Annotated in this window: 19 protein-coding genes; 17 read left to right on the top strand and 2 right to left on the bottom strand. The window is 65.4% G+C overall.

The window, feature by feature from the left end; all coding sequences use genetic code 11:
* The first annotated feature begins 154 nt into the window (after nt 1-154).
* The 16 genes from cpaB (at nt 155) to rlmN (ending at nt 15,121) form a co-directional block, all read left to right on the top strand.
* Nucleotides 155-1,054, top strand: coding sequence for a Flp pilus assembly protein CpaB (gene cpaB, locus FHS50_RS08780; RefSeq protein ID WP_246333107.1), 900 nt, complete (start codon nt 155-157; stop codon nt 1,052-1,054).
* Nucleotides 1,055-1,061: 7 nt separating this feature from the next.
* Nucleotides 1,062-2,579: a type II and III secretion system protein family protein gene (locus tag FHS50_RS08775; protein ID WP_183934074.1), complete on the top strand. Its 1,518-nt coding sequence runs from the start codon at nt 1,062-1,064 to the stop codon at nt 2,577-2,579.
* Nucleotides 2,569-2,868: a hypothetical protein gene (locus tag FHS50_RS08770; RefSeq protein WP_183934073.1), complete on the top strand. Its 300-nt coding sequence runs from the start codon at nt 2,569-2,571 to the stop codon at nt 2,866-2,868. Before FHS50_RS08775 ends, FHS50_RS08770 begins: the two co-directional genes overlap by 11 nt.
* Before the next feature lie 11 nt (nt 2,869-2,879).
* Entirely contained in the window at nt 2,880-4,562 is a 1,683-nt protein-coding gene (locus FHS50_RS08765; protein ID WP_183934072.1) for a pilus assembly protein TadG-related protein, read from the top strand.
* Nucleotides 4,559-5,080, top strand: coding sequence for a TadE/TadG family type IV pilus assembly protein (locus FHS50_RS08760; protein WP_183934071.1), 522 nt, complete (start codon nt 4,559-4,561; stop codon nt 5,078-5,080). Before FHS50_RS08765 ends, FHS50_RS08760 begins: the two co-directional genes overlap by 4 nt.
* A 2-nt stretch (nt 5,081-5,082) precedes the next feature.
* Entirely contained in the window at nt 5,083-5,691 is a 609-nt protein-coding gene (locus FHS50_RS08755) for a TadE/TadG family type IV pilus assembly protein (RefSeq protein WP_246333106.1), read from the top strand.
* 12 nt (nt 5,692-5,703) lie between these two features.
* Complete coding sequence (locus tag FHS50_RS08750; protein WP_221184914.1) at nt 5,704-6,909, top strand: CpaE/TadZ family protein; 1,206 nt, start codon at nt 5,704-5,706, stop codon at nt 6,907-6,909.
* 114 nt (nt 6,910-7,023) lie between these two features.
* Complete coding sequence (locus FHS50_RS08745) at nt 7,024-8,331, top strand: TadA family conjugal transfer-associated ATPase (protein ID WP_221184928.1); 1,308 nt, start codon at nt 7,024-7,026, stop codon at nt 8,329-8,331.
* Nucleotides 8,331-9,332, top strand: coding sequence for a type II secretion system F family protein (locus tag FHS50_RS08740; RefSeq protein ID WP_183934067.1), 1,002 nt, complete (start codon nt 8,331-8,333; stop codon nt 9,330-9,332). The genes FHS50_RS08745 and FHS50_RS08740 overlap by 1 nt, the downstream gene beginning before the upstream one ends.
* 4 nt (nt 9,333-9,336) lie before the next feature.
* Entirely contained in the window at nt 9,337-10,305 is a 969-nt protein-coding gene (locus FHS50_RS08735) for a type II secretion system F family protein (RefSeq protein WP_183934066.1), read from the top strand.
* Nucleotides 10,306-10,326: 21 nt separating this feature from the next.
* Nucleotides 10,327-11,670, top strand: coding sequence for a LytR C-terminal domain-containing protein (locus tag FHS50_RS08730; RefSeq protein WP_183934065.1), 1,344 nt, complete (start codon nt 10,327-10,329; stop codon nt 11,668-11,670).
* A complete protein-coding gene (locus FHS50_RS08725) occupies nt 11,667-12,491 on the top strand; it encodes a tetratricopeptide repeat protein (RefSeq protein WP_183934064.1) in 825 nt (274 codons plus the stop codon). Before FHS50_RS08730 ends, FHS50_RS08725 begins: the two co-directional genes overlap by 4 nt.
* Nucleotides 12,488-12,937, top strand: a complete 450-nt coding sequence (locus FHS50_RS08720) for a prepilin peptidase (protein WP_183934063.1) — start codon at nt 12,488-12,490, stop codon at nt 12,935-12,937. Before FHS50_RS08725 ends, FHS50_RS08720 begins: the two co-directional genes overlap by 4 nt.
* A 25-nt stretch (nt 12,938-12,962) precedes the next feature.
* Nucleotides 12,963-13,454, top strand: a complete 492-nt coding sequence (locus FHS50_RS08715) for an A24 family peptidase (protein WP_183934062.1) — start codon at nt 12,963-12,965, stop codon at nt 13,452-13,454.
* Nucleotides 13,448-13,906, top strand: coding sequence for a hypothetical protein (locus tag FHS50_RS08710; protein WP_183934061.1), 459 nt, complete (start codon nt 13,448-13,450; stop codon nt 13,904-13,906). The genes FHS50_RS08715 and FHS50_RS08710 overlap by 7 nt, the downstream gene beginning before the upstream one ends.
* 21 nt (nt 13,907-13,927) lie before the next feature.
* Nucleotides 13,928-15,121 (top strand): dual-specificity RNA methyltransferase RlmN, encoded by a 1,194-nt coding sequence (rlmN, locus tag FHS50_RS08705; protein ID WP_246333105.1) that lies wholly within the window; start codon nt 13,928-13,930, stop codon nt 15,119-15,121.
* Here rlmN and FHS50_RS08700 read toward each other — a convergent pair.
* Nucleotides 15,112-16,311: a glycosyltransferase family 87 protein gene (locus FHS50_RS08700; RefSeq protein WP_183934060.1), complete on the bottom strand. Its 1,200-nt coding sequence runs from the start codon at nt 16,309-16,311 to the stop codon at nt 15,112-15,114. The genes rlmN and FHS50_RS08700 overlap by 10 nt on opposite strands.
* An 85-nt stretch (nt 16,312-16,396) precedes the next feature.
* Here FHS50_RS08700 and FHS50_RS08695 point away from each other — a divergent pair, with 85 nt between their 5' ends.
* Entirely contained in the window at nt 16,397-17,617 is a 1,221-nt protein-coding gene (locus FHS50_RS08695) for an SAM-dependent methyltransferase (protein ID WP_183934396.1), read from the top strand.
* Between the two features lie 12 nt (nt 17,618-17,629).
* Here FHS50_RS08695 and FHS50_RS08690 read toward each other — a convergent pair whose 3' ends face one another.
* Nucleotides 17,630-18,058 carry a GtrA family protein gene (locus FHS50_RS08690; protein ID WP_183934059.1) on the bottom strand — a complete coding sequence of 143 codons (429 nt, stop codon included), beginning with the start codon at nt 18,056-18,058 and terminating at the stop codon, nt 17,630-17,632.
* Nucleotides 18,059-18,192 lie beyond the last annotated feature (134 nt).

Genomic DNA, 18,192 nt, shown 5'->3' with positions numbered 1-18,192 from the left:
CGGTTGACCACCGAATGGAATCGGCCGGCCATTGATAAGGCCGGCCGTTTTCATCTCCACCATCCGCCAAGCCGGAAAAGGGCCATCAGGCCTAGGAGTTACAGTTGAAAACTGATACAGATTAACTGGAAATTAGCACGGGGGGTGTGCGACGATGCGACGGCAAACGATTATCGCCTTGGCTATTGCGGTCATAGTCGGCTTGGTGGCCGTCTTCCTCGCCAATAGCTATCTCGGGGCCCGCGAAGCCAAGATCGATCGCGGGGATCTCCAGACCCAGCGCATCGCGGTTGCCGCGGTACCCTTGGCCTACGGAGCCGAGATTACGCCCGACCGGGTACGCTTCGTCGAATTTCCGACATCCAGCCTGCCGCCCGGCACGTTCGCATCGCTCGAAGAGCTCCTGCCTGAAGGAAAGAAGCGCCACGTGCTTCGTCCGGTCACCACCAACCAGCCGTTGATTGCCGCCGACCTCACGGGCGAAGGCGAAGGCGCCTCGATCGCCGCGACGCTTCCCGACGGGATGCGCGCCGCCACGGTGCGGATCAACGCGGTCTCGGGCGTGGCGGGTTTCATCCAGCCCAATGACACGGTCGACGTGCTCATCACCCGCGTTCCGATCGACGGCGCAGAAAGCCAGGTCACCGACGTCCTTCTCCAGAATGTCCGCGTCATCGCGATGGACCAGCGCGCGCAGGAAAATGGCCAGCCCGCCGTGTCCTCGACCGCGACGCTCGAAGTCACGCCGGTCGATGCGCAAAAACTGGCGCTCGGCCAGCAGCTCGGCTCGCTCAGCCTCGTGCTGCGCAAGCCCGGCATCGACGAGAATATCCCGGTCGTCGAGACCGTCAGTCTGAGAGACCTGCGCTACGAACTGTCGCGCGCCTACGAACGCGGCACCGAGCCCGCTCCGACGGCGCGCCCGACGGCGCAGCGGGTAGTGCGCCGCCAAGCGCCGCGCCGGGCCGCGGCGACGCCGCCGCCACAGCCCAAGGTCGAGATCACGCGCGGAACGAACACGAGCACTTATGAGGTGGGGGACTATGATCAATAGGGGGACCATGAAAGCCGCATTCATCGCGCTGGCGATGGCCGGAAGCGCCCTGGGGGCCGGACCTGCCGCCGCGCAGATGATCAGCGCCGCCGAGGGCGTCCATGCCGGAGAGCTGACCGTCCCGGTGAACAAGAGCCAGGTGCTGCGCGCCGACCGGCCGTTCGCCAAGGCGCTCATCGGCAATAGCGAGATTGCCGACGTGCTGCCCTTGTCGGACCAGTCGCTCTATGTGCTCGGCAAGACAGTGGGGACCACCAGCCTCACTCTTTATGATGCACGCAACCGGCTGATCGCGGTGGTCGACGTGATGGTCGGCCCCGATGTCACCGGCCTCAAGCGCCAGCTCGCGCAGCTGCTTCCGGGCGACCAGGTGGGCGCGCGCATGATCAACGATTCGATCGTGCTCGAAGGCATCGTCTCCTCCTCGATCGCCGCGGACCGCGCGATCCAGGTCGCCGAGACCTATGCGCCGGGCAAGGTCGTCAACATGATGTCGATCGGCTCCTCGCAGCAGGTGATGCTCGAAGTCCGCTTCTCCGAAGTGCGCCGCAGCGCGCTCAAGGACATGGGCGTCGGGCTGTTCATCAGCGATGACGATTTCGCCGGCGCGATCGGCGAAGGTGCATCGCTCACGCCGGGAGACGGCAACAGCCAGTTCGGTAATGGCGACCTGTCGATCGGCTCGATCGTCGACAGTTTCGGCATCCTGACCGGCAGCTTCACCGCCTTCGGTGCCGACATCTCGGCGGCACTCGACGCGCTCGAACGCAAGGGCGTGGTGACAACGCTCGCCGAACCCACGCTGGTCGCACTTTCGGGCGAAACCGCGAGCTTCCTCGCGGGCGGCGAATTTCCGATCCCGGTCGCCCAGTCGAGCGATGCGGGCGGAAGCGCCATCTCGGTCGAGTTCAAGACCTTCGGGGTAAGTCTTGCCTTCACCCCCACGGTGTTGGCCGACGGAGTGATCAACATGATCGTCGCTCCCGAAGTCAGCTCGATCGACACCTCGGCGTCGGTTGCGATCAACGGGATCGTGGTGCCAGGCCTCCAGACCCGCCGCGCCATGACGACGGTCGAGTTGCGCGATGGGCAGAGTTTCGCGCTCGCAGGCCTCATCCGCCGCGACTTCTCGGATACGGTGCGGCAGTTCCCGATCTTGGGCTCGATCCCGATCATCGGCTCCTTGTTCCGTTCCTCGGGCTTCCAGCGCCAGGATACCGAATTGGTGATCGTGGTGACGCCGCGGCTGGTCCGTCCGGTCGCGGCGGGGCGCCATGTGCTGCCCACCGACCGGGCCACGCCTCCCGACGAGATCGACTTTTTCCTTCTCGGCAAGACCGACGGTGCGGTCGCACCCATCTCGCTCCCGGGCGAGCGGGCGATGCCGAGTTGGTATCCGATCGGCGAGGAACCCACGCCCTATGCGCCTGAAAACCGGCAACCGAACCAGGCCCCTGCCAACGGCGGCGGCATGGCGAAGGTCAATCCGGGCGCCCTCGAGAAGGAGTATGGACATGCGCTATAAGCTCGTCATCGGGGCGCTGCCCGTGATGCTCGTCCTGTCCGGCTGTGCGCCGGTCGACCACGGCTTCGGCGACGCGGTCGCCTATAACAAGGCGATCCAGACGGTCGATCCCGACCCGCAATATGCCGAGGGCTCGGCCGAGCCCGGCGACAATGGCGAAGTGGCGACCGACGCGGTCGGCCGCTACCGCACCGGTCGCGTCAAGCGGCCCGCCGCGTCGGGCGCCAGCAGCGGCGGCGGCTCGCTCGGCGGTGGCGGCGGCTCGAGCCGTTCCAGCGGACCCATCTAGGATGAAGGACGATGCGCATAGGGCTTGATCTGTTTCGCAATGATGACGGTGCCGTGGCGCCGACCGTCGCAATCACCCTTTTCGCGCTGGTCGCCGTCGGCGGGGTCGCCTTCGACTATGCCCGCATCGCCGGGCTCGATACCGAATTGCAGAATGCCGCTGACCAGGCCGCGCTTGCCGCCGCGACCCAACTCGACCAGGAGGCGGGGACGATTGCGCGCGGCACTGCGGCGGCCAATGCGCTGATCGACAATCTCACCTTCTTCGGAAATGATGGCGCGGCCGCGGGCACGGGGGTCGAACTGTCCGAAGTGCGCTTCTATGCGAGCGAAGCCGACGCGACCGCCGATCATCCGACCGATTCCACGCTTTGCCCGACCGTAGGCGAAGTCACCGACGATGCCTCGGCCCGCTTCGTGTGCGCGCGCACGGTCGCTCGCACCGCCAATTTCGCGCTGACCCCAGTGGTGGGCGCCAGCTCGGGAACCGCCTCGGCCAAAGCGGTCGCGGGCCTCGGATCTTCTGTGTGCAAGGTCCCGCCCCTGATGTTCTGCAATCCCACCGAGACCGCGTCCGACAAGACCTTCGACGCAGGGGCCTTTAGGGGCGTGGGTCTGCGCGCGGTGACGCAGGGCAGCCCGGGCGGCTGGGCGCCGGGCAATTATGGCTATCTCAATACCGACATTCCCAATGGCGCTCCCGGCCTTCGCCAGGCGCTCGGCTGGGAAAATCCTCCGGGCAGATGCAGCCCGCAGACCGGCGTCGATACCAAGCCGGGCGTGACCACCACGGTTACCGGCGCGCTCAACACGCGCTTCGACATCTATGACAGCAGCACCGATTGCCCCGCAGGCGGATCGTGCGGTGCTTCGATCAACTCGGTGAAGGATGTCCGCCGTGCTGCGAACGCTACGGGCGGCAATGCCTGTCGCCTGCACAACAATGGATGGAAACTACCGACCGCGGCCAACATCTACCGTCCGCTCACCACTGCGCCTATGACGGGCAATTATCAGATGGGGCATCCGCGCGACATCTGCCACTATATCCCTTCGGGCACCGCTGGGAGTTGCTGGGCTGACCCGTTCGGCAAGGGCAAATGGGATCGCGATGCCTATTTCCGTTCCAACTACGTACGCACCGTGGCCACGGCGAACGGCGGCGTGGGAACGCGGTGGACTAGCGGCACGGGCGACGGCAGCTGGCAGAAAAATACTGGGCTTGCCGAAAACGCTACCCGCTACGAGGTCTATGATTGGGAGATAAATAAGCGCGACACGATGGTCGACGGCGTGATGGTGATGGCCTCCAGTCCCGCTGGCGCCAGCGGCGCGACGCTGGTCGATCATGATAAGCCGGTGTGCAGCGCGGCACAGGGTTATTCGCCAGGCATCATCCCCGCCGGCTCAGTCGGGGCGCCGCCAGACAGCACAGTTCGCGACCGGCGACTGCTTTCAGTTGCGGTGATCAATTGCCTCGAACATAATGTCAGCGGCGCCGAGGTGGACCTGCCGGTGATCGAATGGGTTGATGTCTTCCTCGTCGAACCCTCGCTTAACCGTTTCGATGCATCGAACAATAAATATACCGACCAGGGCGACCTCTATGTCGAGATCATCGGCGCTACCGAACTGGCGGGTGGCGGTACGGTCGGTCAGGTGGTGCGGCGCGATGTGCCGTATCTGATCGAATGACGGTGCGCCGCCTTCTTCGCTGTGATCGCGGCGCGGCGGCCGCTGAAATGGCGCTCGTCCTGCCCTTTCTGGTGTTGATCGTCGCGGCGGCGGCCGAGGTCGGCTATTATTTCTACGAACAGAACCGCCTCGTCGAAAGCGTGCGCGATGCCGCGCGCTATGCCGGGCGCCAACCCTTCGTAGAATATGCCGCCTGCGCGGGCGCGCCGAGCGCGGCGATCGTCAACCAGACGAAGCTCATCGCGCAGAAAGGCACGCTCGATGCCACTGCCGCCGACCTCCTTTGGGGATGGGGCGAAACCGGCGAAAGCTTCACCGTCTCGATGAGTTGCGACACCACGGTCACCCATGCCGGCAATACCGAGACGATGGGCGGTATCTATGGCAACAATCCAAGCGGCGCGCCCACGGTCGCGGTCGACGCCTCGCTGCCGCACCGCACCGTGTTCGGCTTCATCGGCATTCCGCTCAACCTCACGCTCAACGCCCAGCAGGAAGCGGCGGTGATGGGAATATGACGATGATCCACGCCCTTCTTCGCGACCGTAATGGCGCCAGCGCAGCCGAATTCGCGCTGCTGCTCCCGCTCCTGATGATCCTCACCCTGGGGACCATCGATGCTGGGCGCTACATGTGGGAAGTCAACGAAGCAAAGAAAGCGACCCAATATGGCGCGCGCTGGGCGATCGTCACCGATCCGGTCGAAGGCGCGCTCATCACCGAGAATTTCGTCGACAAGAGCGTCGGCGGCGTCACGTTGACGCAAGGCGACAATATTCCCGCCGCCGCGCTCGGCACGATCACCTGCACCAACGTCAGCTGCACCTGCACCGGCGCCTGCCTGGCGAGCGCGAGCGCCTATAACGGCGCGGCCTTCAATGCACTGGTGCAGCGCATGCAGCTCATGGACCCGCGTATCACGCCCGCGCAGGTCCGCGTCTCCTATTCGGGTTCGGGTCTCGGCTTTGCCGGCGATCCCAACGGGCCCGACATCTCACCCATCGTCACAGTGTCGCTCAGCGGCAAGACCTTCACTCCCGTCACGACCTTCCTTCTGGCGACCGTCACCATGCCCGACTTCCGGACATCGCTGACCGCCGAAGACCTGTCGGGGTCCGATTCAAACTAGGAAGTGCGTAATATGTCGATCATGAGCAACGATCCGGCCGAGACGCGAAAGTGGCGCACCAGCGGCCGCAGCGCGCCGGTCCGGCTGTTCCTGACGGCGACCGACGGCGACGTGGCGGCGCTTGCCAACAAGAAAGCCGCGGGCTTCCCGCTCGAACTGCGCATGCTGCCGCCGGGCGGAACGGTCGGAGTTGGCGATGTCGAAGGCGCCGCAGCCGCGGTGATCCAGCTTCCCGCCGAGGAAGAGAAGGCAGTCGAGCAATTCATCGAACTGGCGCGGGATTGCCCGATCCCGCTGCTCGCCGCAGCCTTCGACCCCAAGCTGTCGATGGTCCGCGCTCTGGTGCGCGCAGGGGCGCATGATGTCATCCCCCTGCCGCTCGAACTGGCCGAGCTCGAAACCTCGCTTCAGCCCATCCGCGCCGAATATGACGCCGCCGCGCGCCGCGGCAATGCGTCGACCTCGAAGATGGTCACCGTCATCAAGGCCGAAGGCGGTGTCGGCGCCACCGCTTTGCTTACCCAGCTCGCCACCCGCTTCGCCGCGAACGAGCGGTCGCAGGGCCGCGAGTGCTGCTTGATCGACTATGACGTGCAGTTCGGCGATGCCGCCTTCCAGCTCGGTCTGAAGCCCAAGCTTACCCTGTCCGACCTCATCGAGGCGGGCGGGCGGGTCGATGGCGACCTCCTGCGCACCGTCGCCGCCGATCATCCGAGCGGGCTCAAGATCATCTCGGCACCCAATGAAATCACCCCGCTTGAAGCGCTCGGCTCGGACCGCGCGCTCGGCTTGGCCGAATTGGCGATGCGCGAGTTCGGCACCGTTTTCGTCGATCTTCCGACCAACTGGACCAACTGGTCGCTGTCGATGCTCGCGCGCTCGGATCTGGCGCTGATGATCTGCGAACTCACCATTCCCAGCCTTCATCGCGCGCGCCGCCAGCTCGATCTCATCGCCGCGCAGGATCTTGCCGATCTCGACGTCAGGGTGATTGTCAACCGGTTCGAAAAGGGCCTGTTCAAGAAAGTGACACGCGAGGATGCCGAGCGTGTCCTCGGCCGCCCCGTCAGCTACACGCTGGTCAACGATCATGCGACGATGTCCGTTGCCATCGAGCGCGGCGTGCCGATCAGCGAGATCCGCCGCCGCAGCCCGCTCGGCAAAGATCTCGACACGCTCGACGAGGGCATCGCCGCGACACTCGGGTTGGAGCGGTAGGCCATGTGGAACATCAAGAAACGTCGCGAGGACGCACCCCAGCCCGTCGAAGCGGGTAGGCCGCTGGCCGAGGAGCCGCCGGTCGATCGCGACCGCGAACAGACCCGCCGGCTGATGAGCGTGGGCGATGCCGGCGCCTTCGCCAAGCGCGACGTCAACACCGAGCTCAAGGTCGAACTGCACCAGAGCCTTCTCAACCAGATCAACCTGGCCGCGCTCGACCATATGTCGCGCGAACAGATTGCCGACGAGATTGGCGATATCGTCGCCGAGGAACTGGCCAAGCAGAGTCATGCGCTCAACCATGCCGAGCGAAAGCAGCTGACCGACGACGTGCTCGACGAACTGCTGGGCCTCGGCCCGCTCGAGCCGTTGCTCAAGGACACGCAGATCACCGACATTCTCGTCAACGGCTATGACAATGTCTATGTCGAGCGCTTCGGCACGCTCGAACTCAGCCCGGTCAAGTTCAAGGACGAGCGCCACCTTCTCAGGATCATCCAGAAGATCGTCTCGGCGGTCGGCCGGCGCGTCGATGAATCCTCGCCGATGGTCGATGCCCGCCTTGCCGACGGCAGCCGCGTCAACGCGGTGGTTCCGCCGCTCGCGCTCGACGGCTCGCTGCTTTCGATCCGCAAGTTCGCCAAGATCCCGATCAGTCTCGACCGGCTGGTCGAGATCGGCTCGGTTCCCGCCGAGGTCGCGGAGGTGCTTCGCGCGGTGGTCGGCGCACGCCGCAACGTCCTCATCTCGGGCGGCACCGGCTCGGGCAAGACCACCATGCTCAACGCCATGTCGGCCTTCATCGACGGGCGCGAGCGGATCGTCACCATCGAGGATTCGGCCGAACTGCAATTGCAGCAGGATCATGTCGCTCGGCTCGAAACGCGCCCCCCCAATATCGAGGGCAAGGGCGAAGTGGCGGCGCGCGACCTGGTGAAGAATGCGCTGCGCATGCGCCCCGACCGGATCATCGTCGGCGAAGTGCGCGCCGGCGAGGCGTTCGACATGCTGCAGGCGATGAACACCGGCCATGAAGGCTCGATGACCACCATCCACGCCAATACGCCGCGCGATGCGCTGAGCCGCGTCGAACAGATGATCGGGATGAGCGGGATCGACATGCCCGAACGCTCGGCCAGGCAGCAGATCGCCTCGGCGATCAATGTCATCATCCAGGTCTCGCGTCTCGCCGACGGTCGCCGCCGCCTCACCAGCGTGAGCGAGATTACCGGCATGGAAGGCGATGTCATCACGCTCCAGGAAATTTTCCGCTTCCGCAAGGTCGGCCTCGACGATGAAGGCATGGTCATCGGTCATTTCGAAGCCACCGGCATCCGCCCGCGCTTCCTCGATGTCGCCCAGTCCTTCGGCATCGAATTGTCGAACGAACTCTTCCGCCCTGACAGGAAATTCGACTGATGCCCGATACATTCTTCCGGGCCCTCGTGCTCATCCTCGTCTTCGCCGCGGTGCTGATCGCGGTCGAACGGCTGGTCGCCGCCACCGCGAGCCGGCGAGGCGACAGCAGGGCAGTGAACAAGCGGCTCGCGATGATCGACAAGGGCATGTCGCGCGAGGACACGCTGACCATCCTGCGCCGTCAGGGCTTCGATCCGAAAGGCGAATTGCCGGGTCCCCTTTCGCGCATCGGCAACCGGCTCCATCAATTGCTTATCCAGGCAGGCGTCTCGGCGCCCAACAGCCAGATCATCATGTTCATCATGGCGCTACCCGCGGTGGTGTTCATGCTGCTCCTCGGCTTCATGGTGCTTACCGGCGCGGTGATTTCGCCCGGTCGGCTCTTCCTGCTGGCGATCGTCGGTATCGTGCTCGGCGGGCTGCTGCCGGTCAGCTATCTGCGCTTCCGTGCCGCGCGTCGCCGCAAGAAGATGCAGGAACAGTTTCCTGTCGCGCTCGACATCTTCGTGCGCGGGCTGCGCGCGGGGCATCCGGTCGCCGCGGCGCTCGACCTGCTGACGGTCGAGATGGAAGATCCGATCGGTTCGGAATTCGGGCTGGTGGTCGATGAAGTCACCTATGGCGCCGATCTCCGCGACGCGCTCGAAGCGATGGCCGAGCGCTGGGACCTCGACGATATCCGCATGTTCGTCGTCAGCCTGTCGGTGCAGGCCGAAACCGGCGGCAATCTCGCCGAGATCCTCGAGAATCTCTCGAAGGTGATCCGCGACCGAGCGGCGCTCTTCATGAAGGTGCGCGCATTGTCGAGCGAAGGGCGGATGACCGCGCTGATGCTCTCGGTGCTGCCGCTGTTCGCGCTGATGATCGTCTTCTTCGGCAATCCCGATTTCTATTTCGACGTGGCCGACGATCCCGCCTTCATTCCCTCCTTCGCGGTGCTCGTGTTGATGTGGATCCTGGGGGTGATGATGATCCGCAAGATGATCGACTTGAAGGTGTGACCCGATGATCGACTTTCTCGTCCAGAATGATGTTGCGCGTTTCCTGGCGCTGATCGTCATCTTCTTCGTGGTGATGCTGGTGGTGGTGCTCGTAACCTCGGTGCTCGGCGACCGGCAGGCAACCCGCGAACGGCTCGACATGACGGTCTCGGCGCCCGGCGCGGTGCCGGGGGGAAGCACGCTTCGTGGGGACGAAACGCGCAACCGCTGGATCAAGATCGTCAACCGGATCGAGGAACAGGGTCTTTCGCTCGTCGACACGAAGGATGAAACGCTGCGCAAGCGGCTCGTCGCCGCGGGTTTCACCTCCGAGGCCGCGCCGCGCGTCTATACGCTGATCCGCCTTGCGCTGGTGATCACGCTGCCGGTTCTCCTCATCGTCTACATGTGGCTCGCGGGATCCAATCCCGGGCTGTTCAAGCTCTATTTCGGCGCGCTCATCGCGATGCTCGCGGGCCTTTACCTGCCCAGTCTCTTCATCCGCGCCAAGGCGGACCGGCGGCAGGAAGAAATCGTCAACGGCTTTCCCGACGCGCTCGACCTCATGCTGGTCTGCGTCGAAGCGGGGCTGGGGCTCGAAACCGCCTTCGGACGGGTCGGGCAGGAAATGGCGCGCTCGCACCCCTTGCTTGCCGAACAGTTCGGCGCGGTGGTGCTCGAACTGCGCGCGGGCCGCAGCCGCGAGGATGCGCTGCGCCGCATGGCCGACCGGGCCGGAGTCGATGAAATCCGCGCCTTCGCGACCTTGCTCATCCAGTCGACCAAGCTGGGCAGCTCGATCGCCACGACCTTGCGAACCTATGCCAGTGAAATGCGTGAGAAGCGCCGTATGCGCGCCGAGGAAAGGGCGCACCGCTTGCCGGTGCTGCTTTCGGTGCCGCTGGTCGGCTGCATGTTGCCGGTGATGATCGGAGTGCTGATGGTCCCGGCGATGATCCGCCTCATCCGGGTGCTGATCCCGGCATTGGGCTAGACGACGACAGGGGGACGAGCGATGGACAAAAAGATTGCAGGCGCGATGGCACTCATTGCCGCGCTGGCGGCCTGTGCCTCGCCGATGGTCGAAGTGCGCGAGATCCGCTCGCCATTGAAGGCAGGCAATCTGCCGGGACATGAACGCATCGCCGAAGGCAATGGCCAGATGCGCCTCGGCAATGTCGGTCTCGCGATCGAATCCTACCGTAAGGCGCTGCGCAGCGAACCGGACAATCCGGCAGCGCATGCCGCGCTCGCCAATGCCTATGACCATATGGGCCGGTTCGACCTGTCGAGCCGCTATTACCAGCAGGCACTCGCGCTCGCGCCCGAACGTCCTGAACTTTATGAAGCGCTGGCGGTCTCGCTGGCGCGGCAGGGCAAGGCGATCGAAGCCGCCCGGGTGAAGGCCGAAGCGCTGGCGCGCGCAGAGGCGCTTCGTCTCAGGAACCGCGCCTCCATCGAAATGGCCGATGCCACCGAGGCGATCGAAGCGCCGCCCGCCGCACCCTCGGTGACGGTGACACTTGATGCGCCAGGCCCCAAGGCCGAAGCGCGCATCGAACCCGCCGCTCCCGCCATCGCGCCCTTCGCCGCCAGCCGTGCCGCAGTGGCGACGCCCGCGGCTCCGGGACGGATCGCGGCTGCCCCGATCGCTCCGCGCGACCCGCTGATCGTCGGCGAGGCACCGGTGGCGAGGCTCGCCGCGGCTCCGCAAAGGATGGCTGCCGGGCCTGTCGCCGCAAGCAATCCGCTGATTGTCGGAGAAGCGCCGGTCACAAGCCTCGCGGCCGCGCCCGCACAGCTCGCTTCCGCAATGCCGGTGATTCCCAATGCCGATCTCGCCGCGCCGCAGGCACCGCCCGCTCCGGCGATCGCGCTTCCGCGACCCGAGCCGGTCCCGGTCGAACTGGCGCGCCATCACGAAGGACCGCGCATCGAACGGATGAACAGCGGCGAAGTCGCGCTGGTGACCGCGCCCGAACCGATGTGGAAGGCGCCCACGCCTACTCCGCGCTGGAAGGCCGAGGTCTCGCGCCCCCGCCCCGACAGCGTGACGGTGCAATATACCCGCCTCGATCGCGAACCCGCGCCGGTGCTGCTCGTCAACGCGACGGGGGCAGGGGCAGTGGGCGTCAACGCCCAGGCCTATCTCGTCACGCGCGGCTATCGCTCGGCCGAGCTGGATGTCGCCCCCCATCTTCGCGAACGCACCATCCTTCTCTATCCCAAGGGACGGCGCGAGGATGCCGAGGCGCTGGTCGCCGAACTGGGGATGAAAATCGCCTACCAGGTGGGCCCGGTCGAACGGCTCACGCTGCATCTCGGACGCGATGCCATGTTCAGGGGACGGCACGGGTGATCCTTTCACTCTCGCTGGTCTTGGCGGCGCTGTCGCCATCGCCTGCCGTCCCGCCGGTCGCCGCCACGATGAGCGAAGGCGACCGCTGGCTGGGCGAAGCCGATCATGCGCTGCGACAGGGACGCACCGAACAGGCGCGGCTGATGGTCGGCTCGGCGGTCGAGGCGGGCGCATCGGGAGTGCCGGTCGATCGCCTGCTGGCAGGCATCGCCTTTGCCGAGGGCAAGCATGAGCGCGCGTTGACGCTCGCACGCGCGATCCTCGTGGAGGCTCCCGACGATGCCGCGATGCTCGAGATCGCGGGGCTCGCCGCGCTACGCGACGGCCGTGACGAAGAGGCATTCCATCTCCTCCGCCGCGGCGTGATGGCCAACCCGAACCGCTGGCAACTGTTCAACGCCTTCGGAGTGGCGGCGGACCGGATGGGCGACCATCGCGGCGCACGCGCCGCCTATCGCCAGGGCCTGATGCTCGCTCCGGACGAGCCCAAGCTGCTCAACAATCTCGGCTGGTCGCTGCTTCTCGACGGAAGCTGGCATGCCGCGCTCGCACCGCTCGAACGCGCCGCCGCGCTGCGTCCCGACGATCCGCTCATCCGCCGAAACATGGAACTGGCGCGCGCCGCCAATGCCGCCGAACTCCCGGCGCGGAGACGCGGCGAAAGCGATGCCGATTTTGCCGCACGGCTCAACGATGCCGGAGTGATCGCTGCGGCGCAGGGCGAAAAGGCACGCGCCGCCGCCGCCTTCACCCGCGCGATCGAGGCGTCGTCGCAATGGTATGGCCGGGCTGCCCGCAATCTCGACGCGGTCAGGCCGTGAATTTTTTCGCCGACGCCTCGCCCCTTATCCTTGCTGGCCTCTTCATCCTTCTCGGCGCCGCCGCACTCCAGGATTGGGTATCGGGGCGCATTTCCTGGTGGTTCGCGGCGGGCATCGCGCTCCTTTGCCTCGGCTGGGCCACCAATGAAGGCGAACTCAACGCGCTGGTGACCAACAGTCTGGTGGCGCTCGGCGCGCTGCTCCTCACCGTCGTTCTGTTCAGCATAGGCGCGATGGGCGGCGGCGCGGCGAAGCTCTTCTCGGCCACCGCCTTCGCCGCGGGTCTGGGCGGCATCCTCGCTTTCGCGGCCGGCACCTTCATCGCGGGCGGGCTGATCGCGCTTGTCGCGCTCGGCTGGAAACGGCTAGGCGGAAGGAAAGGCGAAGCCCGCGTGCCGTTCGGGCTGGCGATCCTCGCGGGCGCGGTCACGGCGCAGCTTTACTAGGGCATTTCGGGGGGGCACAGGCGGCATGGATCTGATCGGCGAAGCGCCCCGATGGGCCGCGATATTCTTCTTCGTCCTTCTTGCGCTCGCCGCTGCCGAAGACGGCTGGCGCCTGCGCATCGCCAACCGCACCGTGCTCGCCCTTCTTCTCCTCGGCCTGCTTGCGGCCTTCCTCGTCGGTCTCGACCTTTCCCTGTGGCAGAATTTCGCGATCCTCATCGGGCTTCTCATCCTCGGCACGCCGCTCCACTCGATGGGCTGGATGGGCGGCGGCGATGTGAAGCTGCTCGCCGCGACGGGCTTCTGGTTCACCCCGACGGGCGCGCTGCACATGCTGATCGCGGTACTGATCGCGGGCGGCCTGCTCACCGTGCTGGTGATGGGACTTCGCATGGCCTTCAGCCGCACGGGCGAAGGCGCGATCGGCGTCATCCGCAAGGGCGGTGGCATTCCCTATGGCATCGCCATTGCGGTCGGGGCGGCAGGGATGGCATTGTCGCTACGCGGACTATGGTGATCACTTTCCTCCTCCTTGCCCAGGCGCCTGCCCTCGCGGCGGAGGGCCGCTGGGCGGTGTTCGAACTGGACACGGCCTGCGAAGCACGCACCCGTAGCTGGCGCGTCGTCCGCGAGCCCGAGCGACAGCCGCGCCTCACCTTTTCCTTCGCGCCGGGGGGCGAGGTCATGCTCCACAGCCGCCTTCGCCGCACCTCGCGCCCGCGCTCGACCGTGACCATCGCGGTCGATGGCCAGCCCTTCCTTCTCGAAGCGCGCGGCGCCGATGCCTGGTCGAAGGGAAACGAGCAGGCGATCATCGCCGCGCTGCGTACCGCCAGCCGCCTTCGTGTCACTGCCACTGATCGGGCGGGGCGCCGTTTCACCGATTATTATCCCACCGACGGGGTGCAGACCGCGATCGACGGCGCCGCCGCCTGCGCCGCGAAAAAGGCTGGCAATGCGGGCGCTTAGCCCCTACATGCCCGCCATATCATGAGCGCCGATACTCCCCTGATGCCGATCCCCGGCAATGTCGATCCCGTGCCCACCGGACGGGCAGCGGTCGCGCGCGCCGATGGCAAGCGCAACCTGGTGGGCCTGTCGAAGGCGGAAATGCGCGCGCTCCTTGCCGAAGCCGGCATGCCCGAAAAGCAGGCCAAGCTCCGAGCCAAGCAGATCTGGCACTGGATCTACAATCGCGGCGCGACCGAATTTTCGGCGATGACCGATATCGCCAAGGCACAGCGCCCCTGGCTCGAAGAACATTTCACGATCGAGCGCCCCGCGGTGGTCGAAGCGCAGGTCTCGACTGACGGCACGCGCAAATGGCTGCTGCGCACCGCCGACGGCCATGATTTCGAAATGGTCTTCATCCCCGATGCCGATCGCGGAACCTTGTGCGTGTCGAGCCAGGTCGGCTGCACGCTCAACTGCACCTTCTGCCACACCGGCACGATGAAGCTGGTGCGCAATCTCGAACCGCACGAGATCGTCGGCCAGGTCATGCTCGCGCGCGATGCGCTCGGCGAATGGCCTTCGCGGCCCGAAGGGCGGATGCTCACCAACATCGTGATGATGGGCATGGGCGAACCGCTCTACAATTTCGACAATGTGAAAAAGGCGCTTCACATCGTGATGGACGGCGAGGGGCTTGGCCTGTCGAAGCGCCGCATCACCCTGTCGACCTCGGGCGTTGTCCCGATGATCGAACGCTGCGGCGAGGAGATCGGGGTCAATCTCGCGGTCTCGCTCCACGCGGTCACCAAGGAAGTGCGCGACGAGATCGTCCCGCTCAACCGCAAATATGGCATCGAGGAACTGCTCAAGGCCTGCGCCGAATATCCGGGCGCCAACAATGCCCGCCGCATCACCTTCGAATATGTGATGCTCAAGGACAAGAATGACAGCGACGAGGACGCGCGCGAACTGGTGCGCCTGCTGCGCCAGTATCGCCTGCCCGCGAAGGTCAATCTCATTCCCTTCAATCCCTGGGAAGGGAGCCGCTACGAATGCAGCGATCCCGACCGGATCCGCTCGTTCAGCAACATCGTCTTCGAAGGCGGCATTTCGGCTCCGGTGCGCACCCCGCGCGGACGCGACATCGACGCTGCTTGCGGCCAGCTCAAGACCGCGGCGGAGAAAAAGTCCCGCGCCCAGCGCGACCGCGAGGCCGCGGGTCAGGCATAGCGGCGCACCGCGTCACGACGCGCGGTCAATAGCTCGGGCCGGCTCCACGCCGCGAGGAACAGCAGAAACAGCAGAATCGGTGCGGGCCGGATGTCGATCCGTCCGATGAACAGCATCGCGGGCGGCAGGCTCACCACCAGCGCCGCGATGACCAAACGCGCCCAATCGCGCTCGATCGCCGATCGGTGCGCCAGCAATAGTGCCGCCAATCCCACGACGGTCATGTCATAGTTGAAGCCGTAGGGAAGGATGAGGAAGGTCGCGATCGCGGCGAGCAGGCCGAGTGCCGCCGCATCGCGGGGCGGCCGGACGATGAGCAGCGCCAGTACGATGAGCCCGCTTGCGATTTGCAGCCCCCAGGCCAGTTCGGGCCCCTCGCCATAGGCAAAGGCGGTGGTCACCATGCTCGGCATCATCAGCGCGAAATAGGTGCCGACATTGTCGACCAGCGACAATTGCACTCCGCTGGTCGCCGACAGATAGGTCTGCCAGGGCCCGATCCCGAACAGCAGGATCGACGCGCCGACCAGCAATCCCACCGTCAGCGCGGCGAAGCCGAAGGCGCGCCACTGGCGGCGCAGCGCGAACAGCAGCGGCATGAGAAGCGCAAGGTGCGGCTTGATGATCATCAGGCCGGTCGCCACCCCCGACAGCGCGGGACGACGATCGACTTCGCGCCAGGCGATGAGCCACAGCGCTCCAAAGAAAAGGCCGTAATGCCCCGCCCACAGGCAAAGCGCGCTAGTTGGCAGCAGAAGCGCGATCCACGACGACAGCCCCGCTTCGCGAAGCCAGGGCCGCGCGGCAAGGAAGAAAGCCGCCGCCGATGCGACCAGCCAGAAGATGAGCGCGGCCGTGTAGGGCAGGAGCGCGGGCAGCCAGACATAGAGAAGGCTCGTCGGCGGATAGCTGTAATTATGCTGGTCCATTTCGGCCGCGAGATGCTCGGCCTGCCACGCCTGGTAGGCGGGAATGTCGTAGAGAATGGGCAGATTGCCCTCGAACAGGATGCGCCCCGCCGACCAGACATTGGCAAAGTCGCGCCCCCAGATCGCCTGTCCGTTGATCATCGGGCTCGCAAGGTCCGCAGCACGCTGCCAGTCGATCGCGACCAGCACCGCGACCAGGATGAGGCCCGGTACCAGCGCAATCCTCGCCCAGAGCGTCAGTCCATCGGAACGCTGCGTCATCTTTCCCCCTCGTACCGCTTCATCTTGCACGGCGCGCCTCGGCTTGCCAGTGTCGATCGGCACGGTTTTCAGGGGAATGATCGACATGTCGCTGATTGGAAGGCTCGCGGACGGGCTGCTGACGCAGGGCCGCCTCACGCTGGTGATGGCCGATGGCCGCGAGGAAGAGGTGGGTTCGGGTCCGGGCGAGCCGCTGCGCGTGCGTTTCACCGACCGCAAGGTGCCCATGGACCTTGCCCGCAATCCCCGGCTCAAGCTCGGCGAAGCCTATATGAACGGGCACATCATCATCGAGAACGGCTCGATCCTCGACCTTCTCGAAATCGTCCAGAAATCGAACCGCTGGGAGGCGGGCGGCAGCCTCCAGCCTTTCTACAAGAAGGGCAAGATCAAGGGGCTGCGCCGCTGGCTGCGCCGCAACAATCCGGCGCGTTCGAAACGCAATGTCGCGCATCATTACGATCTGTCGGACGATCTTTATGATCTCTTCCTCGATCCCAACCGCCAATATAGCTGCGCCTATTTCACCGATCCCGCCGACGGCCTCGAACAGGCACAGCTCGACAAGCTCGCCCATATCGCCGCCAAGCTGCATCTTCGGGAAGACGATCATGTCCTTGACATCGGCTCGGGCTGGGGTGGACTGGCGCTCTATATCCACCGTGTCTCGGGCTGCCGTGTCACCGGCATCACCCTGTCGGAGGAACAGCTCAAATATGCCCGCGCCTGGGCGGAGCGCGAAGGCGTTTCCGACAAGGTGCGCTTCGGACTCATCGACTATCGCAAACTCGAAGGCCGCTTCGACCGGATCGTCTCGGTGGGCATGTTCGAACATGTCGGCGCGGCGCATTATGACGAATTCTTCGCCGCCTGCCGCCGACTCCTCACCGACGACGGGGTGATGCTTCTGCACACCATCGGCAAACTCGGGGAAGCGGGCGCGCCCGACCCCTTCACCGACAAGTGGATCTTCCCCGGCTATCACATTCCCTCGCTCAGCCAGATGTGCGCCGCTTCCGAACCGCACCGGCTGATCACCAGCGATGTCGAGACGCTCAGGCTCCATTATGCCCATACGCTGCGCCACTGGCTCGAAAGGGTCGAAGCGAATGAAAAGGAAATCGTCGCTCTCTATGACGAACGCTTCTTCCGCATGTGGACCTTCTACCTCGCGGGCGGGATCGTGATGTTCGAGGATGGCGCGGCCTGCAATTACCAGGTTCAATATGTGCGGGACCGCCGCGCGCTCCCGATCACCCGCGACTATATGGCCGAGGCCGAGGCCCGCTACCGCGCGATGGGCTAGTCCCGCCTCGCCCTACTGATAGACGAAGCGCCGGTGCAGCGCGAAAGTCAGCCAGGGCGTGACCAGCACGAAGAGAAGGGTCGGCCACCAGGTCGCTCCGTCCATCTGCTTGACCAGCAGCCACACCCAGAACTGGTTGAGGAAGAAACCCGCTAGGTTGACGATGAAGAAACGACTGCCGCGATGCAGCGGCCGGTCGCGGCTCCCGTGCCCCGCAAAGCTGAAGCGCCCGTGGATGACATAGCCGATACCCGAAAAAAGCACGAAGGCGATCGCGAGCGAGAGGTTGGGATCGACCCCGCCCCATTCGGCGATCGCCCAATAGGCGAAGGAAAAGGCGATGGTGATGCCCAGCCCCGCTGCGGCATAGCGTATGACCTGCCCCGCCACCACACGCTGATCGGGCGGCAGTGCATCGAAAATGGATCCGCGGTTCACCATGCTCTTCGGTCCGGCAGCTTCTCGCGATGAAACATCAGGGGCGCACTTTCCAAGGCCATGGTCCAGGGCCGGCACAGTGCACGATTTGCGCCCTTAGGCAAGGAAGGCGTTGCACCCGCCCGCAGGGCCGCTAG

This window comes from Sphingomicrobium lutaoense, from assembly GCF_014195685.1.
GTDB lineage: Bacteria > Pseudomonadota > Alphaproteobacteria > Sphingomonadales > Sphingomonadaceae > Sphingomicrobium > Sphingomicrobium lutaoense.
The sequence above is the reverse complement of the archived record's forward strand: the minus strand, read 5'-3'. Positions and strand labels throughout refer to the sequence as shown.